This window comes from Pseudomonas sp. MWU13-2105 (assembly GCF_023242315.1).
Classification (GTDB): domain Bacteria; phylum Pseudomonadota; class Gammaproteobacteria; order Pseudomonadales; family Pseudomonadaceae; genus Aquipseudomonas.
Genome location: NZ_JALLIY010000006.1, coordinates 250627 through 272180, shown reverse-complemented (window position 1 = coordinate 272180; position 21554 = coordinate 250627). Strand labels below are relative to the sequence as shown.

Here is a 21554-nt window from a genome sequence, read left to right as displayed (position 1 = left end):
TTCGAGCGGATTCGAGCGGGCGCGCAGCATACTGGCTCGCGCCCAAGGGCTCAAGCACCCCGTGCCAGAGCGCTCGGATCCGCCGGCAAGGGGGTCAGTGCGGCTGCACATGTCCGCTGAGTGCCGCCCGTTCGGCGCCCCCCAGCACGTTGAACAGCAGGTTCAGCGACACCGCGCTCAAGGTCGCCATGGCGATGCCGCTGTGGGTGATCGGGCCCATCCACAGTGGCAGGTGGGCGAAGAACTCCGGTCGCACCACGGGGGATCAGGCCCATGCCGATGCTCACCGCCACCAGCAACTGGTTGCGCCGGTCGGCGATGTCGGCTTCCTGGAGGATCTTGATCCCGGTGGCGGCGACCATGCCGAACATGGCGATGGCCGCGCCGCCCAGCACCGCCGGTGGAATCGAGGCGACCAGGTACGCGGCCTTGGGCAGCAGGCTGAGGACGATCAGGAAGATCCCGGCGACGACGGTCACCGAGCGGCAGCGCACGCCGGTCATCTGCACCAGGCCGATGTTCTGGGCGAAGGAGGAGTGGGTGAAGGTGTTGAAGAAGCCGGCGAGGAACGACGCGCCGGCGTCGCAGAGCAAGCCGCGCCGGAGCATGCGCGGGGTGACATGCTGGCCGGTGATCTTGCCCAGGGCGAGGAACATCCCGGTGGACTCGACGAAGATGATCACCACCACCAGGCACATGGACAGGATCGGTGCCAGGTGAAACTGCGGCAGGCCGAAATGCAGCGGCGTGACCACTTTCAGCCAGGGTGCCTGGGCCAGGCCGCTGAGGTCGACCATGCCGATGGCGCCGGACAGTACATAGCCCAGGAGCATGCCGATCAGTACCGAGATATTCACCCAGAAACCGCGCATGAAGCGGTTGATCAGCAGGATGGTGAGCAGCACCAACGCGGCCACCGTGAGGTAGAGCGGCGAGCCGAATTGGCTCGCGGCACTGCCGCCGCCGGCCCAGTTCACCGCGACCGGGAACAGCGAGAGGCCGATGGCGGTAATCACGGTGCCGGTGACCAGGGGCGGAAAGAAACGCACGATCCTGGACATGAACGGAGCGATCAGCAGGCCGAAGAAACCGGCGGCGATGGTCGCGCCGAAGATCCCGGGCAGGCCGATGCCGGGCATCCCGGCCATGGCCACCATGCTGCCGACGGCGGCGAAACTGGCGCCCATCATGACCGGCATGCGGATGCCCATGGGGCCGATACCGAGGGATTGCACTACGGTGGCGATACCGGCCACCAACAGGTCGGCGTTGATCAGAAAGGCGATTTCCTCACGACCCAGGCCAGCGGCCTGTCCGATGATCAGCGGTACGGCGACGGCGCCGCCATACATCAGCAGAACGTGTTGCAGGCCGACCAGGATCAACTGCAACAGGGGCAGGCGCTGGATAGCGGGTGCGGCGGGGATGCGCGGTTCGGATAACTCGGACATGCAACACCTCGGATCTTTTTTATTCTTGTGGTTTTAGCGCTGTGTGGTTGTGCACAGCGTTTTTGAAGCGGTTGCAGCGCTGTGGCGAACGCGGTCCCCTGTGGCGAGTGGGCTTGCCCACGTTGGGGCGCGAAGCGGCCCTGAAACCGATAAACGCGTGACTTCAGCCAGAGCGCAATGATCGGTTTTACGGCTGCTGCGCAGCCGAACGTGGGCAAGCCCACTCGCCACAGGCGGTCCACTTTCTAGCGATGTTCAGTTGGTGCGCGCCCCCTGGTTGATCCAGGCGGCGATCAGGTCACGCTCCTGCTGGGTCATCTGGGTGATGTTGCCCAGTGGCATGATCTGGGTGGTGATCGCCTGGGCCTGGATACGCGGGGCCAGTTGCTGGATCTGCTGCGCGGTATCGAAGATCACCCCCGCCGGCGCCGAACTGAACAGCGGGCTGCTGGGCTGGGCCGAATGGCACACCGCGCAACGTTCCTGGATCACGCTGTGAACCTTGTCGAAGCTGACGTCGGCGGCACTCGTTGTGGCCGCTGCCGTGGGCGCAGGCGCTGGAGCCGAAGCCGGAACGGGGGCAGCGGTCGGTTCGGTGGTCACGGCGGGCGCTGCGGGTACTGTTGGCTTGCCACCCAGCGCGGTTTCCGGCAGCGGCTGGTATTCGATCGGCACCGGGGCCTTGGCCACCGGCGGTGCGCTCGGGGTCGAGGCCGGGCCGGTGACATAAGCCAGGCAGATCATCCCCAAGGCCGCGACCGGCAAGGTCCAGGCGAACTTGTGGCTATTGTGGCGGGTGTTGAAATAGTGCCGTACCAACACCGCCAGCACCGCGATCCCGGCCAGGATCAGCCAGTTGTACGGACTGCCGTAGGTGCTCGGGAAGTGGTTGCTGATCATGATGAACAGCACCGGCAGGGTGAAATAGTTGTTGTGTCGCGAACGCAGCAGGCCCTTGGCCGGCAGGGCCGGGTCCGGTGTGCGGTTCTCGGCGATGGCCGCCACCAGCGCGCGTTGGGCCGGCATGATGATGCGGAACACGTTGCCGACCATGATGGTGCCGATGATCGCGCCGACGTGCAGGTACGCACCGCGACCGCTGAACACCTTGCTGAAACCGTAGGCGGCGGCAATCAGCAGCACGAACAGGATAAGGCCGAGCAGGGCCGGGCGCTTGCCCAGGGCCGAGTCACAGAGAAAGTCGTAGACGAACCAGCCGGCAATCAGCGCGCCGATACCGATGGCCACGCCCTCGGGGCCGCTCAGGCCGCTGCCGGGGGCGACGAGGTAGAGCAGCGGGTTGGAGTAGAACACCACGCAGAGCAGCGCGATCCCCGACAGCCAGGTGAAATAGGCTTCCCATTTGAACCAGTGCAGGTTGTCCGGCATGGTCGGTGGGGCCAGCTTGTATTTTTCCAGGTGGTAGATCCCGCCGCCGTGTATCGCCCACAGGTCGCCGGCCAGGCCGTCCTTGGGGTTGACCCGGTTGAGGTTGTTCTCCAGCCAGACGAAGTAGAACGATGCACCGATCCAGGCCACGCCCGTGATCATGTGAATCCAGCGCACGCTCAGGTTCAGCCATTCCATCAGATGTGCTTGCACAGTCTTTACCTCTCGCCTGTCACTCTTTTTCGGGAGTGATCAGACCTTCTCTTATTGGTGGGGGGCGAGGATCAGGTACTCATCCTCTTTGAAGAAATGCTCATCGCAGTTGTTGCCGGAGCCACTGCGATCAACCACCAGGAAGTCATCCCGCTTTTCGATCGTCAGCACCGGGTGGTGCCAGACGCCGCGATGGTAATTGATGCCCTGCCTGCCATTGCTGACAAAGGCGCGGACCAAGCCTGATACCGGTGCATCGCCAAGGGGCGCGACCACGATCAGAAAGGGGTTGCCGAGCAGCGGGATAAAAGCCTGGCTGCCCAGCGGATGGCGCTCGAGCATGCGCACGGTCAAGGGCATTTCCAGCGCGTCGGCGCGGAAGATGCTGATGATCGCCTGATCGTCCGGGGTGGCGGTTTGCACCGTCGCCAGACGATGGAAGCGCTGGGTCGAACCGTTGTTGATCATGAAGTGATCGCTGCCGTCGGTTTCGATCACGTCACCGAAAGGGGCGAAGGCTTCTTTGCTCAGCGGTTCAATCGTCAGTGTGCGCATGCGGGTCTTCTTGATCTCGTATTGGTGAATGGTTACGCCGCTATCCCGTGGACGCGGATTTGTGCGAGCGGTGCTTGTGTGGGAGCGGAGCTTGCCCGCGAAGGGGCCCTTGAGGCCGCTAAAAGCTTCGCGGGCAAGCTCCGCTCCCACACAAGTTCCAGTCCTATACAGGCTCCGCTCCCACAAGGTTGTGCATTACCTTTATTTTGCAATCTTGCCCAATACCCGCAGCCGGCTGACGCCGCCGTCCGGGAACACGTTCAGGCGGATATGGGTGATGGGCCCGAGCGCCTTGATCTGTTCGGCGAAGCTGTGTTCCTGGTGCATTTCCAGCTTCTGGCTCGGCAGCAATTCGCGCCAGAACAGGCTCTGGGTCTCGATCTGGCTGTCGGTGCCGCCCTTGACGAAGGCGCCCTGGATCGAGCAACTGTCCGGGTAGTTGCCCTTGAAGTGCAGGGTGTCGACGATGATCTGCTCGATCTCGCCCGGATGGCCCAGGGCGATGATCACCCAGTCATTGCCCGGGGTGCGCCGCCGCGCGGTTTCCCAGCCGTCGCCCATGTTGACGCCACGGCCCGGGTTGAGGATGTTGCTCATCCGCCCGAAATGCTCGTCGGAGCAGGCCAGGGCCCGACCGCCGTTGAGGGCGGAAGCCAGGTCGACCTGTTCGTTGTCGCCCACCGCCGACCAGTCCCGGAACGGAATGCCATGGACCCGCAGGCGTGCCACGCCACCATCCGGATAGATGTTGAAGCGCAGGTGGCTGAAGGCCTGCTCGTTGCTGATCTCGTGGTAGTGATGGCTGTTGCCTTGCAACTCGACAGCGGACAGCACTTCGACCCACTGGGTGTTCTCGTCCGGGTCGCCCTGGCTCAGGAAGCAGGCTTCCAGCGAGGCCGACGGCGGATAGTTGCCGGTGAAGAACGAGGTGTCGATGTCCACGCCCTTGATCGAGCCGGGTACGCCGAGGCGGATCACCGCGCTGTCGTAGCCTTCGAAACGCTTGCGGCGCGATTCCCAGCCGTCCATCCATTTGCCGTTGTCGTCGAACACGCCTTCCTTCCACACCGCCGGGGTCGGTTGGAACAGGCGGTTGGCGTCGGCGAACCAGTCGTCGGTGACCGAGAGGATCCTGGTACCCAGGCGCGCGTCGGCCAGGTTGACGAACTTCTCGAAAGGTGCGGCGTAAGCTTTCATGCTTTTTGTCTGCCTTTTAATAAGTGGCTGGGGAGGCTTGCCGGGTTCAGGCGCGGCTCGCTAAAGGGTCTGCAGGCGGAACAGGGCGATCTTGTTGATCTCGGCCAGCGCGCACTGGAACTCGGTGTCCACCGGGTTGTGGATGCGCACTTCGAACGCGGCCAGGATCTGATGCCGGTTGCTACCTTTTACCGCCATGATGAATGGAAACTTGAACTTGGCCTTATAGGCGTCGTTCAGCTCGGTGAAGCGTTGGAACTCCTCGTTCGAGCATTGCTGAATACCGGCGCCGGCCTGTTCATTCGTGCTGGCTTCGGTGAGCTGGCCCTGGACGGCGGCTTTGCCTGCCAGGTCCGGGTGGGCGTTGATCAGGGCCAGTTGGCTGGCGTGATCGGCACTCAGGAGGATGTCGCTCATGCGCTGGTGCAGGCTCTCGACCTCGTCGAGGTCGGCGTCCAGGCCGAGGTCGAAAGCCTTTTCGGCGACCCAGGGCGAATGTTCGTAGATGTCGGCGAAGGCCTGGACAAAGGCCTTGCGGCTCAAGGTCGAGGGCTTCAGGGTCTGGAAGGCGGTCATTTCGCGGCTCCCTGGAAAGGCTGGGTGGCGTGCCAGTGGCGGGCGATATCGACCCGGCGACTGAACCAGACCCGGTCATGGCCTTTGACATATTCGATGAAGCGCTGGAGGGCGGCCAGGCGTGCCGGGCGGCCGATCAGGCGGCAGTGCAGGCCGATGGAGAGCATTTTCGGCGCCTCTTCGCCTTCAGCGTAGAGCACGTCGAAGGCATCCTTGAGGTACTGGTAGAAATCGTCGCCGGTGTTGAAGCCCTGCACCTGGGTGAAGCGCATGTCGTTGGTGTCGAGGGTGTAGGGAATCACCAGGTGCGGCTTGCCGCTGGGGCTGTTGGGTTCCCAGTAGGGCAGGTCGTCGTCGTAGGTGTCCGAGTCATAGAGGAAGCCGCCTTCCTCCATCACCAGCTTGCGGGTGTTCGGCCCGGTGCGTCCGGTGTACCAGCCCAGCGGACGTTCGCCGCTGATTTCGCTGAGGATGCGGATGGCTTCGAGCAGGTGCTCGCGCTCCTGGGCTTCGTCCATGTACTGGTAGTCGATCCAGCGATAGCCGTGGCTGCAGATCTCGTGGCCGGCCGCGACCATGGCGCGGATCACGTCCGGATGGCGCTGGGCGGCCATGGCCACGGCGAAGACGGTGAGGGGAATATCGAAGCGCTTGAACAGCTTGAGAATCCGCCACACGCCGGCACGGCTGCCATACTCGTAGAGCGACTCCATGCTCATGTTGCGTGCACCCTGCAGGGGTTGCGCGGCGACCATTTCCGAGAGAAAGGCTTCGGATTCCGGGTCGCCATGGAGGATGTTGCGTTCGCCGCCTTCCTCGTAGTTGAGTACGAAGGACAGGGCGATGCGGGCATTACCCGGCCAGTGGGGGTGAGGCGGGTTGCTGCCGTAACCGATCAGGTCGCGTGGGTAGTCGGCGCTCACTGCAGTGTTCCTTCTTGTTCGTGGTGACGGTTGCGTGGTGCCCCGTCGAAACCGGGTGGCGTCACGGCGATGGAATTATTGTATACAACTTTATATTGATTTTGTAAGCCAGTTTTTTTGCATTTATTTCTGCTGGATGACCGCACACCTCGCTTCGGGAACCCCTGCAAGAAACCTGCCTGTTTGGTCAGTTAATGCTTCGCGGGGCTTTTGTGGTCAAGCGATTGCGCGACATTCGTGATTGGCGGGTGCAGGGCGGGTGGCTCGGAAAAAAGCTCGAATTTATTGTGTACAATATTTTGTAAAAGTGTCTTAATAATTTCCGAGTCGCGCCGGTTCGTGCTTCGCCAGGGTGCGGTTTCTCCTTTATTCACTGACTCCGGGAGGCGCGAGGCCTGATCTGCCTGAAGGGCGGGCCGGCCCGCAGAATCAATGGGACGTTTGACTACACATGTTTTGGATGCCGCACATGGCTGCCCCGGCAGTTCGATCAAGGTCGAGCTGTATCGGGTCGAAGGCGCACGGCTGGAGCTGGTTGCCAGCGCCCTGACCAACAGCGACGGACGCTGCGATGCGCCGTTGCTGCAAGGGGCCGATTACCGCTCCGGGGTCTATCAGTTGCAGTTCCATGCCGGCGACTACTATCGGGCGCGCGGGGTGACGCTGCCGGAGCCGGCGTTCCTTGACGTGGTGGTGCTGCGTTTCGGGATCAACGCCGAGCAGGAGCACTACCACGTGCCGTTGCTGATTTCGCCCTACAGTTATTCGACCTACCGAGGCAGCTAGATTCCCCAAGCATCTGCGTCAAAGCTTCCCTGGTTATTTGCCCGCGAAGAGGCCGTTACGGCACTACACATCTAACGGCTCAACAACGACACCGCGCCCGCACCACCGAACAACCCGGCGCTGATCCGGTTGAACCAGCTCTGCCCCTTGCCGCTGCGCAGATACCCCGCCGCGCCGTGGGCACCGAGGCCGTAGGCCAGTTTGCACAGCAGGTCCAGCACGGTCCAGGTAGCGATCATCACCAGCAACTGGCCGAGAAACGGCTGGTCGGCCTTGAGAAACTGCGGCAGGAAGGCGGCGAAGAACAGGATGTCCTTGGGGTTGCTGGCGCCGAGCACGAAGGCGCGCCCAAACAGGGCACGAAAGCGCGGGGCCGGCGCGGTTTCGGGCACATTTGCCGCCCGCGCCGGTTGCCGTGATTGCTGCCAGCTCTGCCAGGCGAGGTAGAACAGATACAGCGCACCGACAATCCTCAGTGCGCTGAACAACTGTTCCGAGGCCAGCAGCAACGCGCCGAGCCCCAGGGCCGAAGCGCTCAACAAACAGATCGAGGCGCTGACCCCACCGAGAAAGGCCGGGTATGAGCGACGCAATCCGTAATTCAGGCTGTTGCTGATCATCAGTAGTGACAGCGGCCCGGGGATCAGGATCACCACCAGGGCGGCACTGCTGAACAACAACCAGGTTTCCAGACTCATCAGGTTTCTCCCTTCGGACAAAAGCCCCATCGAGATGGGGCTGGTTACTACCGCTCGGGTTCTCTTACAGGAAGATGAACTTGGCGATAAAAATGGCGCACAGCACCCACAGGCTGACGGAAATATCCTTGAACTTGCCGGTTCCCGCCTTCAGCGCCACATAGGTGATAAAACCCAGGGCAATCCCATCGGCGACCGAGAACGTCAGCGGCATCATGATCGCGGTGACAATCGCCGGAATGCTGTCCGTCGCGTCGCCCCATTCGATATGCGCCATGCCGCTCATCATCAGCATCGCCACGTATATCAGCGCGCCGGCGGTCGCGTACGCAGGGATCATGCCAGCCAAAGGGGCGAAGAACATGGCTGCGACAAACAGTATGCCTACAGTAACAGCGGTCAGACCAGTCCGACCACCTGCGGCAACCCCCGCGGCACTTTCCACGTAGCTTGTGACCGGCGGCACACCGACCACCGCACCGAACACGCTGGAGACGCTGTCCGCCTTCATCGCCCGGGACAGGTTCTCGATACGACCGTCGGCATTCACCAGGCCGGCGCGCTGGGCGACCCCCATCAGGGTGCCGGCGGTGTCGAACATGTGCACGAAGAGGAAGGCCAGGACCACGCTGATCATGCTGACGTTGAACACGCCCTTCAGGTCCATGGCCATCCAGGTCGGGGCCAGGCTCGGTGGCGTGGAGAAGATGCCGTGGTATTCCACCAGGCCCAGTCCCCAGCCGGCGAGGGTCACGCTGATGATGCTGATCAGGATGGCGCCGAAGACCCGGTGATAGCTGAGGATCGCGATCATCAGGAAGCAGATCGCCGCCAGCAGTGGGCCGGGTTCATGCAGGGCACCGAGCTTGATCAGGGTGGCGGGGCTGGCAACGACGATCCCTGCGGTTTTCAGGCCGATGACCCCGAGAAACAGTCCGACCCCGGCGCCCATCGCATGGCGCAGGCTGACGGGGATGCTGTTGAGCAGCCACTCGCGGATCCTCGACAGGGTCAGGGCCATGAACAGCACGCCGGAGATGAACACCGCGCCGAGGGCGGTTTCCCAGTGGTAGCCCATGGTGCCGACCACGGTGTAGGTGAAGAACGCGTTCAGGCCCATGCCCGGTGCCAGGCCCACCGGCCAGTTGGCGTAGAGACCCATCAGCAGGCAGCCGAGGGCGGCGGCGATGCAGGTGGCGACAAACGCCGCGCCGTGATCGATGCCGGCGTCGGCCATGATGTTCGGGTTGACGAAGATGATGTAGGCCATGGTGATGAAGGTGGTCACACCAGCGATCAGTTCGGTTTTCACCGTGGTGCCATGCAACCTGAGCTTGAACAGGCGTTCCAGCAGGCCGGAACTCGAGGCTGGCGAAAGGTCGAGCAGGGGGGCTTCGGATTTGCGGCTTTCCACAGCGAGTACTCCTCAAGAGTTTTATTGTTATTTCCAGAGCCGGACGCAGGGCGGGCAGCGGCTCTTTGAGGCAGCACGGGTTTATTGACTATAAAGTCAGGAACTCGCACGAAACGAATTATGCTTTTGTATACAAATAAAGCAAATAATGTTTTTTGATTTGTGTGCGATTGACGCGATAAAAAGGTGAGAGCGGGCTGATCCCTGGTGTCGAGCGGGCTTGCCCTGATTCCTGTCAGTCAAGTAAGGAGTCTTGAAGCCAAGCGCGGTCTTGTGGCGAGCGGGCTTATCGGAACGCCGCACCGCCGCTCAGGGCTGCGAAGCGGCCCCAAAATCAGCGACGTCATTGTGTCAGGCAGAGCGTGGTCACAGGATTTACGGCTGTTTCGCAGCCGAGCGCGGGCAAGCCCGCTCGCCACGGGTGGTGGTGTTCATCAAGGAAGGGACTATCAGGAAGGACGGTATTCTCCCAGCGCCAGGTTCACCGCCAGCCAGCCATCCACCGCGGCCTCGCCGGCTTGGGCAAAAGCCTTCTGCAACAACTTGACCTGCTCACGACGCAACGACGCCTCCAACTGCTCACCCTCCGCCGTCAGGCGTAGCAGGCGCTTGCGCTTGTCGGTCGCGGACGCGAGGCTACGCACCAGGTCCATTTCGCTCAACTGGCGCAACGGCATGTTCAGCGCCTGCTTGCTGACACCCAGCAAGGCCAGCAGCTCCTTGACGCTCACGTCCGGATAACGGGCGATAAAAAACACGATGCGCTGGTGCACCCGGCTCAAGCCACGACGCTCGAGCATTTCGTCGGCCTTGGCGGTGAACGCCTGGTAACCGAAGAAAAAGGCTTGCATGGCATCTTGCTGGGCATTCGAATTTTTAAGGTCAAGCATATTGACGTATCAGCTCGCGGCGGCGTAATTTCGGTCAAGCAGTTTGACGTACTTTTCGCCCACTTAGCTACCGGTGACCTCGCATGGCCTTCTCCGAACGCGTAACCCGTCTGAAAAGCTCCCTGATTCGCGAAATCCTCGCGGCCGCCCAACGTCCGGAAGTGATGTCCTTTGCCGGTGGCCTGCCGTCCGAAGCCATGTTGCCGACATTGGACTGGGAGGGCCTGCCGCTCGCCTTCGGCCAGTACGGCATGAGCGAGGGCGAGCCGGCGCTGCGCGAGGTGCTGGCCGCCGAGGCGCGGGCGTTGGGGATCGATTGCCAGGCCAGCCAGGTACTGGTGGTCAGCGGCTCCCAGCAGACCCTGGATCTGGTGGCCAAGCTGCATATCGACCAGGGCACCGAGATCCTGCTCGAAGGGCCGACCTATCTCGCGGCCTTGCAGATCTTCCAGTTGTTCGGCGCCGAGTGCCTGACGATCCCCCAGGAACAGGACGGTCCCGACCTGGTTCAACTGCGTGCGCGCCTGGAAAACCACCAGCCGGCGTTCGTCTACCTGATCCCGACGTTCCAGAACCCGTCGGCCGTGCGTTACAGCGAAGCCAAGCGTGAGGCGGTGGCCGCCTTGCTCGACGAGTTCGGTGTGACCCTGATCGAAGATGAGCCCTATCGCGAGCTGACCTACGACGGCGGCAGCGCCCGACCGATTGCCAGTCGTTTGGCGCGCAGCAGCTGGATCTACACCGGCACCGTGTCCAAGACCCTGGCCCCCGGATTGCGGGTCGGTTACCTGATCGCCAGCCCGGACCTGTTTCCCCATCTGCTCAAGCTCAAGCAGTCGGCGGACCTGCACACCAACCGTATCGGCCAGTGGCAGGCATTGCAGTGGCTCGGCACGGAAAAATATCGCCAGCATCTGGTGCGGCTCCGTGACTTTTACCGAGTTCGCCGCGATGCATTTCAACAGGCGCTGGAACGCCACTTCGGCGACCTGGCCGATTGGCAGGTGCCGCAGGGCGGGTTGTTCTTCTGGCTGACCCTCAAACAGCCACTGGACACCCGTACCTTGCTCGCCGAGGCGCTGAGCCGGGATGTCGCGTTTATGCCCGGCGAACCTTTTTTTGCCGAACCGGAACGTAATCCGGGTAATCTTCGTCTTAATTTCAGTCACATCGCACCGGAGCGCCTGGACGAAGGTCTCAAGCGCCTGGCTGCTGTCATCCGTCATGCACAGGTCGCACAGGCGGCTTAAGGGGAGGGCCATGTACAAGGTTTATGGCGATTACCAGTCGGGCAATTGCTACAAGATCAAGCTGATGCTGCACCTGTTGGGGCAGGAATATCGCTGGCACCCGGTGGACATCCTCAAGGGTGACACCGAGACGCCGGAGTTCCTGGCGAAGAATCCCAACGGCAAGGTGCCGGTGCTGGAGCTGGAAGACGGTACCTGCCTGTGGGAGTCCAACGCGATTCTCAACTTCCTGGCCGACGGCAGCGAATTCCTGCCTACCGAGCCGCGTTTGCGCACCCAGGTGCTGCAATGGCAGTTCTTCGAGCAATACAGCCACGAACCCTATATCGCGGTGGCGCGCTTTATCGAGTTCTACCTGGGGTTGCCGGAGGAGCGTCGCGAGGAATACCTCAAGCTGCAGAAGCGTGGGCACAAGGCGCTGAAGGTCATGGAGAAGCAGCTTCAGCAAACCCCGTACCTGGTGGGCGAGCACTATTCGATCGCGGATATCGCACTGTATGCCTATACCCATGTGGCCCATCAGGGTGGTTTCGACCTGAGCGACTATCCGGGTATCCAGGCCTGGTTGCAGCGGGTGGCCAGCCATCCGAAGCATGTCGGCATGCTTGATTGACCGGCAAATTCGGAAACACTTAAACCGGCCCTGAGGGCCGGTTTATTTTTGCCTGCACAAGCACTTTTATCGTCGCCGCGGTCCTATCGAGGACTTGGTTTCTTATCCACTGAACGGGGTGCCGTCGATGAAATATCCACTCATAGCGTTTTTGACCGTCAGCCTGCTGGGCCTGGCTGCCGGTGCACAGGCGGCCGATAACTGCGATGCCAACCAGGCGTCGATGAATGAATGTGCGGGCAAGGAATTCAAGCAGGCCGACGACGACCTGAACCGATACTACAAGACCCAGATGGACTACCTGAAGACTCCGGCCAACAAGGCGGCGCTCAAGGATGCCCAGCGCAAATGGCTGGCTTTCCGCGACGCCGATTGCCTGTATCGCAACGGCAAGCCGGCGGATGGCGGTTCGATCTGGCCGCTGCTTGACCTGCAATGCAAGACTGAATTGACCAGGCAGCGGGCGGCGCAGTTGAAGGCTTATACCGAGTGCCGCGATGAAACCAACGGCTGCCGCAACTAAGGTAAGGGCGAGCGGGTTCAGGCCGTGGCGAAGCGCTTTTGCAGATAATCGATGATCACCTTGGATTCGTACATCCAGGTGGTCTGGCCGTTTTCTTCGATACGCAGGCACGGCACCTTGATCTTGCCGCCTTGTTCAAGCAGGGTCTGGCGATCCTGTTCGTTGTTCTTTGCGTCACGCAGCGCCACTGGCACGTTGAGCCGGCGCAGGGTCCGGCGGGTCTTCACGCAGAACGGGCAGGCGTGGAACTGATACAGGGTCAGGTCCTTGGCCGCGGCATCGACCTTGGCCTGGTCCGGCGCGGGGCGCTTTTGCTTGCTTGGGCGGGTGAGGAAATCGATGAAGATAATGAGTTGGCCCAGGCCGACTCGAAGTGCTTTGACGAACACGGGATAGCCTCGCGGGTGGTGGAGAAGGGGCGCAGCTTACCTGATAGGTTTGTGTGGGAGCTAAACTTGTAGGGAGCGCAGCTTGCGCGCGAAGAGGCCCTTGAGGCCGCTAAAAGCTTCGCGGGCAAGCACCGCTCCCACACAAGCACCCTCTCACAGGTACTGCATCAGGGGCTTACTTGATCAGCGCCAGGAACTCGCTGCGGGTCGCGGCGTTTTCGCGGAACTCACCGAGCATCACCGAGGTGATCATCGACGAATTCTGTTTCTCCACACCGCGCATCATCATGCACATGTGCTTGGCTTCGATCACCACTGCCACCCCCAGGGCGCCGGTCACCTGCTGGACCGCATCGGCGATCTGGCGGCTGAGGTTTTCCTGGATCTGCAGGCGGCGGGCGTACATGTCGACGATGCGCGCGACCTTGGACAGGCCCAGCACCTTGCCGCTCGGGATGTAGGCCACGTGGGCCTTGCCGATAAAGGGCAGCAGGTGGTGTTCGCACAGCGAGTAGAGCTCGATGTCCTTGACCAGCACCATTTCGCTGTTGTCGGAGCTGAACAAGGCACCGTTGGTGACTTCTTCCAGGCTCTGTTCGTAACCGCGGCAAAGGTACTGCATGGCTTTGGCGGCGCGCTTGGGGGTGTCGAGCAGCCCCTCGCGGGAGACGTCCTCGCCAAGTTGGCCGAGGATCTCGGTGTAATTCTGTTCCAGGGACATGAAGCTACCTGTGGGAGTTTACGCAAAGAACAAGGATACGGCGGCTGGCAGCCGCCTGCAAATTCGATGACAGTCCGGTTACTCGTCGCGACCTTCCATCATGGTTCGCTTGAGCATCACATACACCGCCCCCGCCCCGCCGTGTTTCGGCTGGCAGGAGGTGAAACCCAGGACCTGGGCGTGCTGGCGCAGCCAGGTGTTGACGTGGCTCTTGATCATCGGCCGCTTGCCGTCCAGCCGCACCGCCTTGCCGTGGGTGACACGCACACAGCGGATTTCGAATTTGGTCGCCTCGGCGAGAAAGGCCCAGAGGGTTTCCCGGGCTTTTTCCACGCTCATGCCGTGCAGGTCGAGGCTGCCTTCGAACGGGATCTGGCCGATCTTGAGCTTGCGCATCTGGCTTTCCTGGACCCCGTCGCGAGCCCAGTGCAGCTCGTCTTCGGGACCGACGTCAATAACGAACTGGTCGGACAGTCCGTCCACCGCGGTGTCCTGCACCCGCACCGTGGCCGCCTGGCGCAGCTTGGCCAGTTGCGCACGGTCGGCCTTGGGCTTGCCGGTGTCGGCACGATCGTGCTTGATCGGCTTGACGCCACGGATCTCGCTTTTGAACAGGGAAAAATCGTCGTCTTGCATGTCAGCCTCCGCAGGGCCTGGCAGTTTACCCAAGTCCCCCGGGTGTCGTCACAGCCGATTGCGCGCAGGTGCTTGATCAGTCGTGCTTTTTCATCAGGTGGGGAGCGATGTTCAGTCCGTGGCGGCTGCGCATCCGGCGACGGCTGCGGCGCCATAGCCAGACCCCGAACCAGAGCGTCAGCAGACCCACGCCCAGGGCCACCGCCGAACCGACCGGCGTGGCATTCAAATCCCCCAGCGCCGGCGCGTGGCCGAGCAGGCTGGCCGCGCCGGCCATGATCAGCAGCACGCCGAAAGTCGCCAGCAACGCGGCAATCGCCGCGCTCAAACGTGAGCCCCAGCTGCTTTGGCCCCGGGGGCGCAGGCGGCGAGCGTCAAAACCATCGGATATCTTCATTCCGATTTCCTCTATGAGTATCGGCCCTTCGACCGGGAGATGCCCGGCTTGTTCCTGATGCGTCCGGGAAATCGGAAAATGAGACGCAATTGACCGCGTTAATGGATGGGCGGTCGTCGGGACGGCCCATCAAAACGGCTAGCCGATCAGCTCTTTGGTCTGGGCGAGGGTGGCGAAATTGTCCGCCATGATCGCCATCTCGGTGCGCTGGACCTGGGCAGCGCTGATGATTTCACCTTTGTAAGGCAGGTCGCGGGTCGCGCAGGCATCTTCCACCAGGGTGCAGCGGAAGCCCAGGTTCTTCGCCGCCCGCACCGTGGTGCTGACACTGGAGTGGCTCATGAAGCCGCAGACGATCAGGTCCAGCGAGCCGAGGTCCTGCAGGTGTTTCTCCAGGCCGGTGCCATGAAAGGCGCTGGGCAGCAGCTTGCCGATCAGGGTTTCGTCGCCCTGGGGTTCCAGCCCGGGAATGAATTCGCCGCGCTCGCCCTGGGGATCGAACAGGCCGCCCACGGTGCCCAGGTGGCGGATATGCACAATGGGGCGTCCGGCCTGGCGGGCGGCGGCAACCAGTTGCTTGATGTTGTCGACGGCGGCATCCATGCCGGACAAGGCCAGCGGGCCGCTGAGATATTCTTTCTGGGCGTCGATGATCAACAGGCTGGCATGGCTCAGATTGGCGGCTGCATAGCCACGGCCGCTGAGTTGAAACATCGTCTTTGGAACAGGCATTCGGGGCTCCTTTGAGTGGGGCTTTTACCGCATTGTCCTCCGGCTGAGCGCGTATGTGAATCGCAACCCGTGCAGGCGGCGTGGTTATTGGGCTGTAGCCGTGTCAAGGGTTGTTTGCCGGCGCGCGAAGCGGCGACCAATGATGTCTTTTTGCCTTATTTCCACCGGGCGCCGGTTTGACTGGTAGAATCCCCCGTCGTTTTTTCAGGAGCCCTGCCCGTGATCAATTCCCGCCTGCGCACGCTGCGCGACCATATTCGTTGGGCTGTCAGCCGCTTTCATGGTGCGGATCTGTTTTTCGGTCATGGCACCGATAATGCCTGGGACGAGGCGCGTCAGTTGGTGCTGGGGGCCTTGCACCTGCCATGGGAAATCGCCGACAGCTACCTCGACTGCCGTCTGGAAGACGACGAGCTGAGTCGCTTGCAGCACCTGCTCAAGCGCCGCATCGAAGACCGCGTGCCCACCGCCTATCTGCTGGGCGAGGCCTGGTTCTGCGGCATGTCGTTTATTGTCGATGAGCGGGTGCTGATTCCGCGTTCGCCGATTGGCGAACTGATTGAGGGGCACTTCGCCCCCTGGCTGGCGAATGAGCCGGCACGGATTCTCGACCTGTGCACCGGCTCCGGCTGCATCGGTATCGCCTGTGCCTATGAGTTCCAGCAGGCGGAAGTGGTGTTGGCCGACCTGTCCTTCGAGGCGTTGGAAGTGGCCAACCAGAATATCGAGCGCCATGGCGTCGATGAACGGGTGTTCACGGTCCAGGGCGATGGTTTCGACGGTCTGCCCGGCCAGCGTTTTGACCTGATCGTTTCCAACCCTCCTTATGTCGATGCCGAGGATTTCGCCGACATGCCGGAGGAATACCAGCATGAGCCCGAACTGGGCCTGGCCTGTGGCGACGACGGCTTGAACCTGGTGCGGCGGATGCTCGCCGAGGCGGCGGACCATCTGACCGAGAAGGGCCTGCTGATTGTCGAGGTCGGTAACAGCCAGGTGCATGTCGAGGCGTTGTACCCCGAGGTGGACTTTGCCTGGCTGGACTTCGAGCGCGGCGGGCATGGCGTGTTCATGCTCACGGCCGAACAGTGCCGGGCGCATCAGGCGCTGTTCGCCGCGAAAATCTGAAGAACGACACCGGCCTGCCCCCACAAGGTCTTGTGGGGTTCCGGCGATCGCCGAACGCTTGCGCGATCCTTGCGAGCAGATTCCGACGAGTGAACCGTTTAAGTCGCCAGGCCCACCCGACAAGGAGGGCCAGAGGCAGACCTTCACTCGATTATCTGCAAAGCCCGCCATAGAGAGGCGTGCGGCGGCATTTCCAGATAAATAAATCTCCCTTTTTTCGCCAATTCCGGTATAGTGCGCGCCGGCCTTTAACCGGGCCGCGTTTAGGTAATGCAATTCCCCGAAGTCAGCTTCGGCTGCTGTCCGCCATGCGGACTATCCTTGACGATTCTTTCATTCAATCGTTTTCGCAAATCCCCGCCGACAAAGCTGCCAGGGTGACTCTCAGAGTCTTACAAGGCATGCGCAGCTTTGGAGCATGGGTCTTTGCGGATGCACTTAGAGGCAGACCCATGACCCAGGAAATCGGCGGCTTCGCCGCTTTTAATCTTAATCCGAATATTCTTGCAGCCGTCACCGCGACTGGCTACGAAGAGCCTTCGGCTATCCAGCAGCAATCGATCCCGATCATCATGGCCGGCCACGACATGATTGGCCAGGCGCAAACCGGTACGGGTAAAACCGCAGCGTTCGCCCTGCCGATCCTGCATCGTATCGATCCTGCTAAGCGCGAACCGCAAGCCCTGATCCTGGCGCCAACCCGTGAGTTGGCGTTGCAAGTAGCAACCGCTTTCGAAACCTACGCCAAGCAGATGCCGGGCGTTACCGTTGTGGCCGTTTACGGCGGCGCGCCGATGGGCCCACAACTGAAAGCAATCCGTAATGGCGCACAGATTGTCGTCGCTACTCCGGGCCGTCTGTGCGACCACCTGCGTCGTGACGAGAAAGTCCTGGCCACCGTGAACCACCTGGTTCTCGATGAAGCGGACGAAATGCTCAAGCTCGGCTTCATGGATGACCTCGAAGTCATCTTCAAGGCCTTGCCGGCAACCCGTCAGACCGTTTTGTTCTCGGCGACCCTGCCGCAGTCGATCCGTGCCATTGCCGAACGCCATCTGCGCGATCCGCAACACGTCAAGATCCAGACCAAGACCCAGACTGTTACCGCGATCGAACAGGCTCACCTGTTGGTTCACGCCGACCAGAAGACCTCGGCCGTGCTGAGCCTGCTGGAAGTCGAGGATTTCGACGCGCTGATCATGTTCGTGCGCACCAAGCAAGCGACCCTGGACCTGGCCAGTGCCCTGGAAGCCAAAGGCTACAAAGCCGCTGCGCTGAACGGTGACATCGCCCAGAACCAGCGTGAGCGCGTAATCGACTCCCTCAAGGATGGCCGTCTGGACATCGTTGTGGCGACCGACGTTGCCGCTCGTGGCCTTGACGTTCCGCGCATCACTCACGTATTCAACGTCGACATGCCGTACGACCCGGAGTCCTACGTGCACCGTATCGGCCGTACCGGCCGTGCCGGCCGCGAAGGTCGTGCACTGTTGCTGGTGACGCCACGTGAGCGCCGCATGCTGCAAGTGATCGAGCGTGTGACCGGGCAGAAAGTTGCCGAAGTCCGCCTGCCGGATGCCCAGGCTGTTCTCGATGCTCGCATCAAGAAACTGACCAACAGCTTGTCGCCGCTGGTCGCCGATGCTGAATCGACCCACGGTGAGTTGCTCGATCGCCTGACCGCCGATATCGGTTGCAGCCCGCGCGCCCTGGCCGCGGCCCTGCTGCGCAAGGCCACCAATGGCCAGGCGCTGACCCTCGCGGCGATCGAGAAAGAGCGTCCGTTGGTGCCGAACAATGCGCCGCGTGGCGATCGTCCGGAGCGTTCCGGTGACCGTCCTGAGCGTAGCGATCGCGAACGTCGTGCCCCGGTGCCATTGGCCGAAGGTCGTGCCCGCTGCCGGACCGCGCTGGGTGCGCGTGACGGTATCGCCGCCAAGAACCTGCTGGGCGCCATCCTCAACGAAGGTGGCCTGGCGCGTGAAGCGATCGGTCGCATCCAGGTGCGTGACAGCTTCAGCCTGGTGGAACTGCCGGAAGATGGTCTGGAGCGTCTGCTGACCAAACTGAAGGACACCCGCGTGGCTGGCAAGCAGCTCAAGCTGCGTCGCTACCGCGAAGATTGATCAGCCCCCCGGGTTGATTGATCGATAAAAAAATCCCCGACTGGTTCGGGGATTTTTTTTGCCTGCTTTACGGAGCCTGTGTATTCACCGGGTAATCTCCTGCTGCGCAGATTTTTGTGGGAGCCGGCTTGTGTGGTAGCGGAGCTTGCCCGCGAAGCTTTTAGCGGCCTGATGCGCCGCATCGCCGGCAAATCGGCTCCCGCAAGGATCGTGTAGCACAATATCCATAAGAGATGGTCAGCCGAAGCGATAGATATCCATGCCCAATGCGCCCATGGTGAACCCCTGGTGGGCGATGCTCATCTGGCCGCCGGCGCCACGGGCGAAGTACAGCGGCAGCAGGTGTTCGTCACTGGGGTGGTTGCGCACGGCGTAAGGCGCCTGCTTGCGGTAGTCGTGCAGGGCGGCTTCGTCATCGGTGGCGAGCTTGTCGACCATCCAGTCGCGAAAGGCCTTGGCCCACGGCTCGATGCTGTTCGGGCCGGCATGCCAGTCCAGTTCGCCGAGGTTATGAGTGATGCTGCCGGAGCCGATCAACAGGATGCCCTGGGCCCGCAGGCCGCTGAGCACATGCCCGATGCGCGTCTGCAGGGCAGGGCCCTGGCGGCTTGGCAGGGACACCTGGACCACCGGGATATCGGCTTGCGGGTACATCAGCGACAGCGGCACCCAGACGCCATGATCGAGCGGGCGTTGGTCGTCGAGCCGGGCCGGCAGGCCGGCGGCGTTCAGCAGTGCGGCGACCTCGGCGGCGAGCTTCGGCTCACCGGGTGCCGGGTATTGCACGGCGAACAGTTCCTTCGGGAAGCCACCGAAGTCGTGCCAGGTTTCCGGTTGCGGATTGCTGCTGACCCGCAGGTCCTGGCTTTCCCAGTGGGCCGAGACGATGACGATCGCCTTCGGGCGCGGCAGCTCGGCCGCCAGGCGGGCCAGGGCCGGCCCGCTGGCGCCGGGTTCGAGGGCCAGCATGGGCGAACCGTGGGAGATGAACAGGCTGGGGAGCATAATGAAAGTCCTGAGCGTCGAGTTAAGATGACGTCATCTTCAATCAGATCATTGATCTAAATCTAATATAAGTTTTAGTGCTTTTTGATCGAATTCTTCAAGGTGAGCCTATGCAACCGGAGTTTTGGCACAAGCGTTGGGAACACAATCAGATCGGCTTTCACCTGGAACAGGTCAACCCCCATTTGCAGCGGTTCTGGCCCGACCTGGCATTGCCGGTCGGGGCGCGGGTGCTGGTGCCCTTGTGTGGCAAGAGCCTCGACCTGGCCTGGCTGGCGGCCCAAGGCCTGCGGGTGCTGGGGGTGGAGTTGTCGGAGAAGGCCGTGGAGGCTTTCTTTGCCGAGCAGCAGCTCAAGCCGCTGATCCGTCAGCAGGGTGCTTTCATTATCTATGAGGCGGGTCCGCTGGAGCTCTGGTGTGGGGATTTCTTTGCCTTGACGGCAGCGGATGTTGCCGATTGTGTCGGGTTGTATGACCGGGCCGCGCTGATCGCCCTGCCGCCACCGATGCGCGAGCGCTATGCGGCGCATTTGAGCGAGATACTGGCGGTCGGCACCCAGGGGCTGTTGATCACCCTCGACTATGACCAGGCTCAGCTCGACGGACCGCCGTTCGCCTTGCTCGATGGTGAGGTCCGGCGCTTGCTGGAGCCGCGCTGGCAGCTTCAGGTCGAGGATGAGCAAGATGTGCTCGGCGAAAGCTGGAAGTTTCTCCAGGCTGGGGTGACGCGGCTCGACGAGCGGGTTTACCGGTTGGAGAAGGTTTCGTAGGAAGCAGGTAAGCCGCCGATGATTCCAAGGGTGTCGCGGATTCTGTGGGAGCGGAGCTTGCCCGCGAAGCTTTTGGCGGCCCCTGGGCCTCTTCGCGGGCAAGCTCCGCTTCCCACAACAGCACCCTTTAACCGGTGCCATCAGAGTGGTTATCAGCCGCGTCGACGCAGGGCTTCGATACGCTCTTCCAGCGGTGGGTGGCTCATGAACATCTTCGCCAGACCCTGCTTCAGGCCGCCGTTGATGCCGAAGGCATTCAGGGTGTCGGGCATGTGCACCGGCAGGCCCTGTTCGGAGCGCAGGCGTTGCAGGGCGCCGATCATCGCGGCGGTACCGGCCAGGCTGGCACCGGCTTCGTCTGCGCGGAATTCGCGCTTGCGCGAGAACCACATGACAATGGCGCTGGCCAGGAAACCCAGGACCAGTTCGGCGAAGATGGTCGCCACGTAGTAGGCGATGCCCTGGCCTTCTTCGTTCTTGAAGATGACCTTGTCGACGAAGTTGCCGATGATCCGCGCGAAGAACATCACGAAGGTGTTCACCACGCCCTGTATCAGCGCCAGGGTGACCATGTCGCCATTGGCCACGTGGCCGATCTCGTGGGCCAGCACGGCCTTCACTTCATCGGGCGAGAAGCGCTCCAGCAGGCCCTGGCTGACCGCCACCAGCGCGTCGTTCTTGTTCCAGCCGGTGGCGAAGGCGTTCGCTTCGTAGGCCGGGAAGATACCGACCTCGGGCATCTTGATCCCGGCGTCGCGGGACAGTTGCTCGACGGTTTGCAGCAGCCACTGCTCATGGCGGGTACGAGGTTGGGTAATGAGTTGGGTGCCGGTGCTCATCTTCGCCATCCACTTGGAGATGAACAGCGAGAACAGCGAACCCGCGAAACCAAAGACCGCACAGAAGACCAGCAGCTGATTGAGGTTGAGGTCAACCCCGTTGGCCGCCATGAACCCGTTGAAGCCGAAAAGGCTCAGGGTGATGCTGGCAATCAGCACGACCGCCAGGTTGGTGGCCAAGAACAGCAGGATGCGCATCATGGTTGAAAGTTTCTCCTCAGCTAAAGATGTAGCGTCATGCGGGGTATATAAGGTGCGGCTCCGACCTATTCAACCGGGTGACTATTTCAAACTGTGTCCTACAGCTTGATTCTAGCCACTTGCCAGTCATTT

Annotated in this window: 22 protein-coding genes and 1 pseudogene; 7 read left to right on the top strand and 16 right to left on the bottom strand. The window is 61.9% G+C overall.

The features are described from left to right. Nucleotides 1-94: 94 nt before the first annotated feature. From M5B96_RS10960 to puuE, 6 genes and pseudogenes are all read right to left on the bottom strand, one after another. A pseudogene (locus M5B96_RS10960) lies at nt 95-1451 on the bottom strand (nucleobase:cation symporter-2 family protein). 255 nt (nt 1452-1706) lie between these two features. Then, nucleotides 1707-3053 carry a urate hydroxylase PuuD gene (locus M5B96_RS10955; RefSeq protein ID WP_248796727.1) on the bottom strand — a complete coding sequence of 449 codons (1347 nt, stop codon included), beginning with the start codon at nt 3051-3053 and terminating at the stop codon, nt 1707-1709. A 51-nt stretch (nt 3054-3104) separates the two neighbouring features. Further along, complete coding sequence (locus M5B96_RS10950; RefSeq protein ID WP_177105590.1) at nt 3105-3608, bottom strand: ureidoglycolate lyase; 504 nt, start codon at nt 3606-3608, stop codon at nt 3105-3107. Between the two features lie 201 nt (nt 3609-3809). Beyond that, nucleotides 3810-4805: an allantoicase gene (gene alc / locus M5B96_RS10945; RefSeq protein WP_248796726.1), complete on the bottom strand. Its 996-nt coding sequence runs from the start codon at nt 4803-4805 to the stop codon at nt 3810-3812. 60 nt (nt 4806-4865) lie between these two features. Then, entirely contained in the window at nt 4866-5381 is a 516-nt protein-coding gene (uraD, locus tag M5B96_RS10940; protein WP_248796725.1) for a 2-oxo-4-hydroxy-4-carboxy-5-ureidoimidazoline decarboxylase, read from the bottom strand. Then, entirely contained in the window at nt 5378-6304 is a 927-nt protein-coding gene (puuE, locus tag M5B96_RS10935) for an allantoinase PuuE (protein WP_248796724.1), read from the bottom strand. The genes uraD and puuE overlap by 4 nt, the downstream gene beginning before the upstream one ends. 432 nt (nt 6305-6736) lie before the next feature. On the opposite strand from puuE, the gene uraH reads away from it, so the two are divergent. Further along, nucleotides 6737-7090: a hydroxyisourate hydrolase gene (uraH, locus tag M5B96_RS10930; RefSeq protein ID WP_248796723.1), complete on the top strand. Its 354-nt coding sequence runs from the start codon at nt 6737-6739 to the stop codon at nt 7088-7090. A gap of 71 nt (nt 7091-7161) precedes the next feature. Here the strand turns inward: uraH and M5B96_RS10925 are convergent, their stop codons facing one another. From M5B96_RS10925 to M5B96_RS10915, 3 genes are all read right to left on the bottom strand, one after another. Further along, the gene (locus M5B96_RS10925) at nt 7162-7788 is read right to left on the bottom strand and encodes a LysE family translocator (protein ID WP_248796722.1); all 627 of its coding nucleotides are present in this window, start codon (nt 7786-7788) and stop codon (nt 7162-7164) included. A gap of 64 nt (nt 7789-7852) precedes the next feature. Then, nucleotides 7853-9202, bottom strand: a complete 1350-nt coding sequence (locus M5B96_RS10920; RefSeq protein WP_248796721.1) for an NCS2 family permease — start codon at nt 9200-9202, stop codon at nt 7853-7855. Between the two features lie 449 nt (nt 9203-9651). Further along, nucleotides 9652-10092: a MarR family winged helix-turn-helix transcriptional regulator gene (locus tag M5B96_RS10915; protein WP_248796720.1), complete on the bottom strand. Its 441-nt coding sequence runs from the start codon at nt 10090-10092 to the stop codon at nt 9652-9654. An 83-nt stretch (nt 10093-10175) separates the two neighbouring features. Between M5B96_RS10915 and M5B96_RS10910 the strand changes: the two genes are divergently transcribed. The 3 genes from M5B96_RS10910 (at nt 10176) to M5B96_RS10900 (ending at nt 12478) form a co-directional block, all read left to right on the top strand. Continuing rightward, nucleotides 10176-11342 (top strand): PLP-dependent aminotransferase family protein, encoded by a 1167-nt coding sequence (locus M5B96_RS10910; protein WP_248796719.1) that lies wholly within the window; start codon nt 10176-10178, stop codon nt 11340-11342. A gap of 10 nt (nt 11343-11352) precedes the next feature. Next, nucleotides 11353-11955 (top strand): glutathione S-transferase family protein, encoded by a 603-nt coding sequence (locus M5B96_RS10905; protein ID WP_248796718.1) that lies wholly within the window; start codon nt 11353-11355, stop codon nt 11953-11955. 127 nt (nt 11956-12082) lie between these two features. After that, nucleotides 12083-12478 carry a lysozyme inhibitor LprI family protein gene (locus M5B96_RS10900; RefSeq protein ID WP_248796717.1) on the top strand — a complete coding sequence of 132 codons (396 nt, stop codon included), beginning with the start codon at nt 12083-12085 and terminating at the stop codon, nt 12476-12478. A gap of 17 nt (nt 12479-12495) precedes the next feature. On the opposite strand, the gene M5B96_RS10895 is transcribed toward M5B96_RS10900, so the two are convergent. The 5 genes from M5B96_RS10895 to M5B96_RS10875 all read right to left on the bottom strand — a co-directional run bounded on the left by M5B96_RS10895 (nt 12496) and on the right by M5B96_RS10875 (nt 15353). After that, entirely contained in the window at nt 12496-12867 is a 372-nt protein-coding gene (locus M5B96_RS10895; RefSeq protein ID WP_248796716.1) for a glutathione S-transferase N-terminal domain-containing protein, read from the bottom strand. Between the two features lie 175 nt (nt 12868-13042). Then, the gene (gene folE / locus M5B96_RS10890) at nt 13043-13588 is read right to left on the bottom strand and encodes a GTP cyclohydrolase I FolE (RefSeq protein WP_100940621.1); all 546 of its coding nucleotides are present in this window, start codon (nt 13586-13588) and stop codon (nt 13043-13045) included. A 78-nt stretch (nt 13589-13666) separates the two neighbouring features. Beyond that, nucleotides 13667-14224 carry a Smr/MutS family protein gene (locus M5B96_RS10885; RefSeq protein ID WP_248796715.1) on the bottom strand — a complete coding sequence of 186 codons (558 nt, stop codon included), beginning with the start codon at nt 14222-14224 and terminating at the stop codon, nt 13667-13669. Nucleotides 14225-14300: 76 nt separating this feature from the next. After that, the gene (locus M5B96_RS10880) at nt 14301-14621 is read right to left on the bottom strand and encodes a hypothetical protein (RefSeq protein WP_248796714.1); all 321 of its coding nucleotides are present in this window, start codon (nt 14619-14621) and stop codon (nt 14301-14303) included. 138 nt (nt 14622-14759) lie between these two features. Continuing rightward, nucleotides 14760-15353, bottom strand: coding sequence for a cysteine hydrolase family protein (locus M5B96_RS10875; protein WP_248796713.1), 594 nt, complete (start codon nt 15351-15353; stop codon nt 14760-14762). Nucleotides 15354-15572: 219 nt separating this feature from the next. Between M5B96_RS10875 and prmB the strand changes: the two genes are divergently transcribed. Further along, nucleotides 15573-16481 carry a 50S ribosomal protein L3 N(5)-glutamine methyltransferase gene (prmB, locus tag M5B96_RS10870; RefSeq protein WP_248796712.1) on the top strand — a complete coding sequence of 303 codons (909 nt, stop codon included), beginning with the start codon at nt 15573-15575 and terminating at the stop codon, nt 16479-16481. A gap of 452 nt (nt 16482-16933) precedes the next feature. After that, complete coding sequence (locus M5B96_RS10865) at nt 16934-18607, top strand: DEAD/DEAH box helicase (RefSeq protein ID WP_103499836.1); 1674 nt, start codon at nt 16934-16936, stop codon at nt 18605-18607. Nucleotides 18608-18844: 237 nt separating this feature from the next. Here the strand turns inward: M5B96_RS10865 and M5B96_RS10860 are convergent, their stop codons facing one another. Continuing rightward, a complete protein-coding gene (locus M5B96_RS10860; RefSeq protein ID WP_248796711.1) occupies nt 18845-19612 on the bottom strand; it encodes a DODA-type extradiol aromatic ring-opening family dioxygenase in 768 nt (255 codons plus the stop codon). Nucleotides 19613-19722: 110 nt separating this feature from the next. Here M5B96_RS10860 and M5B96_RS10855 point away from each other — a divergent pair, with 110 nt between their 5' ends. Continuing rightward, the gene (locus tag M5B96_RS10855; protein WP_248796710.1) at nt 19723-20382 is read left to right on the top strand and encodes a thiopurine S-methyltransferase; all 660 of its coding nucleotides are present in this window, start codon (nt 19723-19725) and stop codon (nt 20380-20382) included. Nucleotides 20383-20534: 152 nt separating this feature from the next. Here the strand turns inward: M5B96_RS10855 and htpX are convergent, their stop codons facing one another. Continuing rightward, nucleotides 20535-21422 (bottom strand): protease HtpX, encoded by an 888-nt coding sequence (gene htpX, locus M5B96_RS10850; protein WP_103499304.1) that lies wholly within the window; start codon nt 21420-21422, stop codon nt 20535-20537. Between the last annotated feature and the right edge of the window lie 132 nt (nt 21423-21554).

Coding starts and splice junctions, on each gene's coding strand:
- M5B96_RS10950 (WP_177105590.1), bottom strand. CDS start 3,608: ATGCGCACACTGACGATTGAACCGCTGAGCAAAGAAGCCTTCGCCCCT.
- alc (WP_248796726.1), bottom strand. CDS start 4,805: ATGAAAGCTTACGCCGCACCTTTCGAGAAGTTCGTCAACCTGGCCGAC.
- uraD (WP_248796725.1), bottom strand. CDS start 5,381: ATGACCGCCTTCCAGACCCTGAAGCCCTCGACCTTGAGCCGCAAGGCC.
- uraH (WP_248796723.1), top strand. CDS start 6,737: ATGGGACGTTTGACTACACATGTTTTGGATGCCGCACATGGCTGCCCC.
- M5B96_RS10925 (WP_248796722.1), bottom strand. CDS start 7,788: ATGAGTCTGGAAACCTGGTTGTTGTTCAGCAGTGCCGCCCTGGTGGTG.
- M5B96_RS10915 (WP_248796720.1), bottom strand. CDS start 10,092: ATGCTTGACCTTAAAAATTCGAATGCCCAGCAAGATGCCATGCAAGCC.
- M5B96_RS10910 (WP_248796719.1), top strand. CDS start 10,176: ATGGCCTTCTCCGAACGCGTAACCCGTCTGAAAAGCTCCCTGATTCGC.
- M5B96_RS10905 (WP_248796718.1), top strand. CDS start 11,353: ATGTACAAGGTTTATGGCGATTACCAGTCGGGCAATTGCTACAAGATC.
- M5B96_RS10900 (WP_248796717.1), top strand. CDS start 12,083: ATGAAATATCCACTCATAGCGTTTTTGACCGTCAGCCTGCTGGGCCTG.
- folE (WP_100940621.1), bottom strand. CDS start 13,588: ATGTCCCTGGAACAGAATTACACCGAGATCCTCGGCCAACTTGGCGAG.
- M5B96_RS10885 (WP_248796715.1), bottom strand. CDS start 14,224: ATGCAAGACGACGATTTTTCCCTGTTCAAAAGCGAGATCCGTGGCGTC.
- M5B96_RS10880 (WP_248796714.1), bottom strand. CDS start 14,621: ATGAAGATATCCGATGGTTTTGACGCTCGCCGCCTGCGCCCCCGGGGC.
- M5B96_RS10875 (WP_248796713.1), bottom strand. CDS start 15,353: ATGCCTGTTCCAAAGACGATGTTTCAACTCAGCGGCCGTGGCTATGCA.
- M5B96_RS10865 (WP_103499836.1), top strand. CDS start 16,934: ATGACCCAGGAAATCGGCGGCTTCGCCGCTTTTAATCTTAATCCGAAT.
- M5B96_RS10860 (WP_248796711.1), bottom strand. CDS start 19,612: ATGCTCCCCAGCCTGTTCATCTCCCACGGTTCGCCCATGCTGGCCCTC.
- M5B96_RS10855 (WP_248796710.1), top strand. CDS start 19,723: ATGCAACCGGAGTTTTGGCACAAGCGTTGGGAACACAATCAGATCGGC.
- htpX (WP_103499304.1), bottom strand. CDS start 21,422: ATGATGCGCATCCTGCTGTTCTTGGCCACCAACCTGGCGGTCGTGCTG.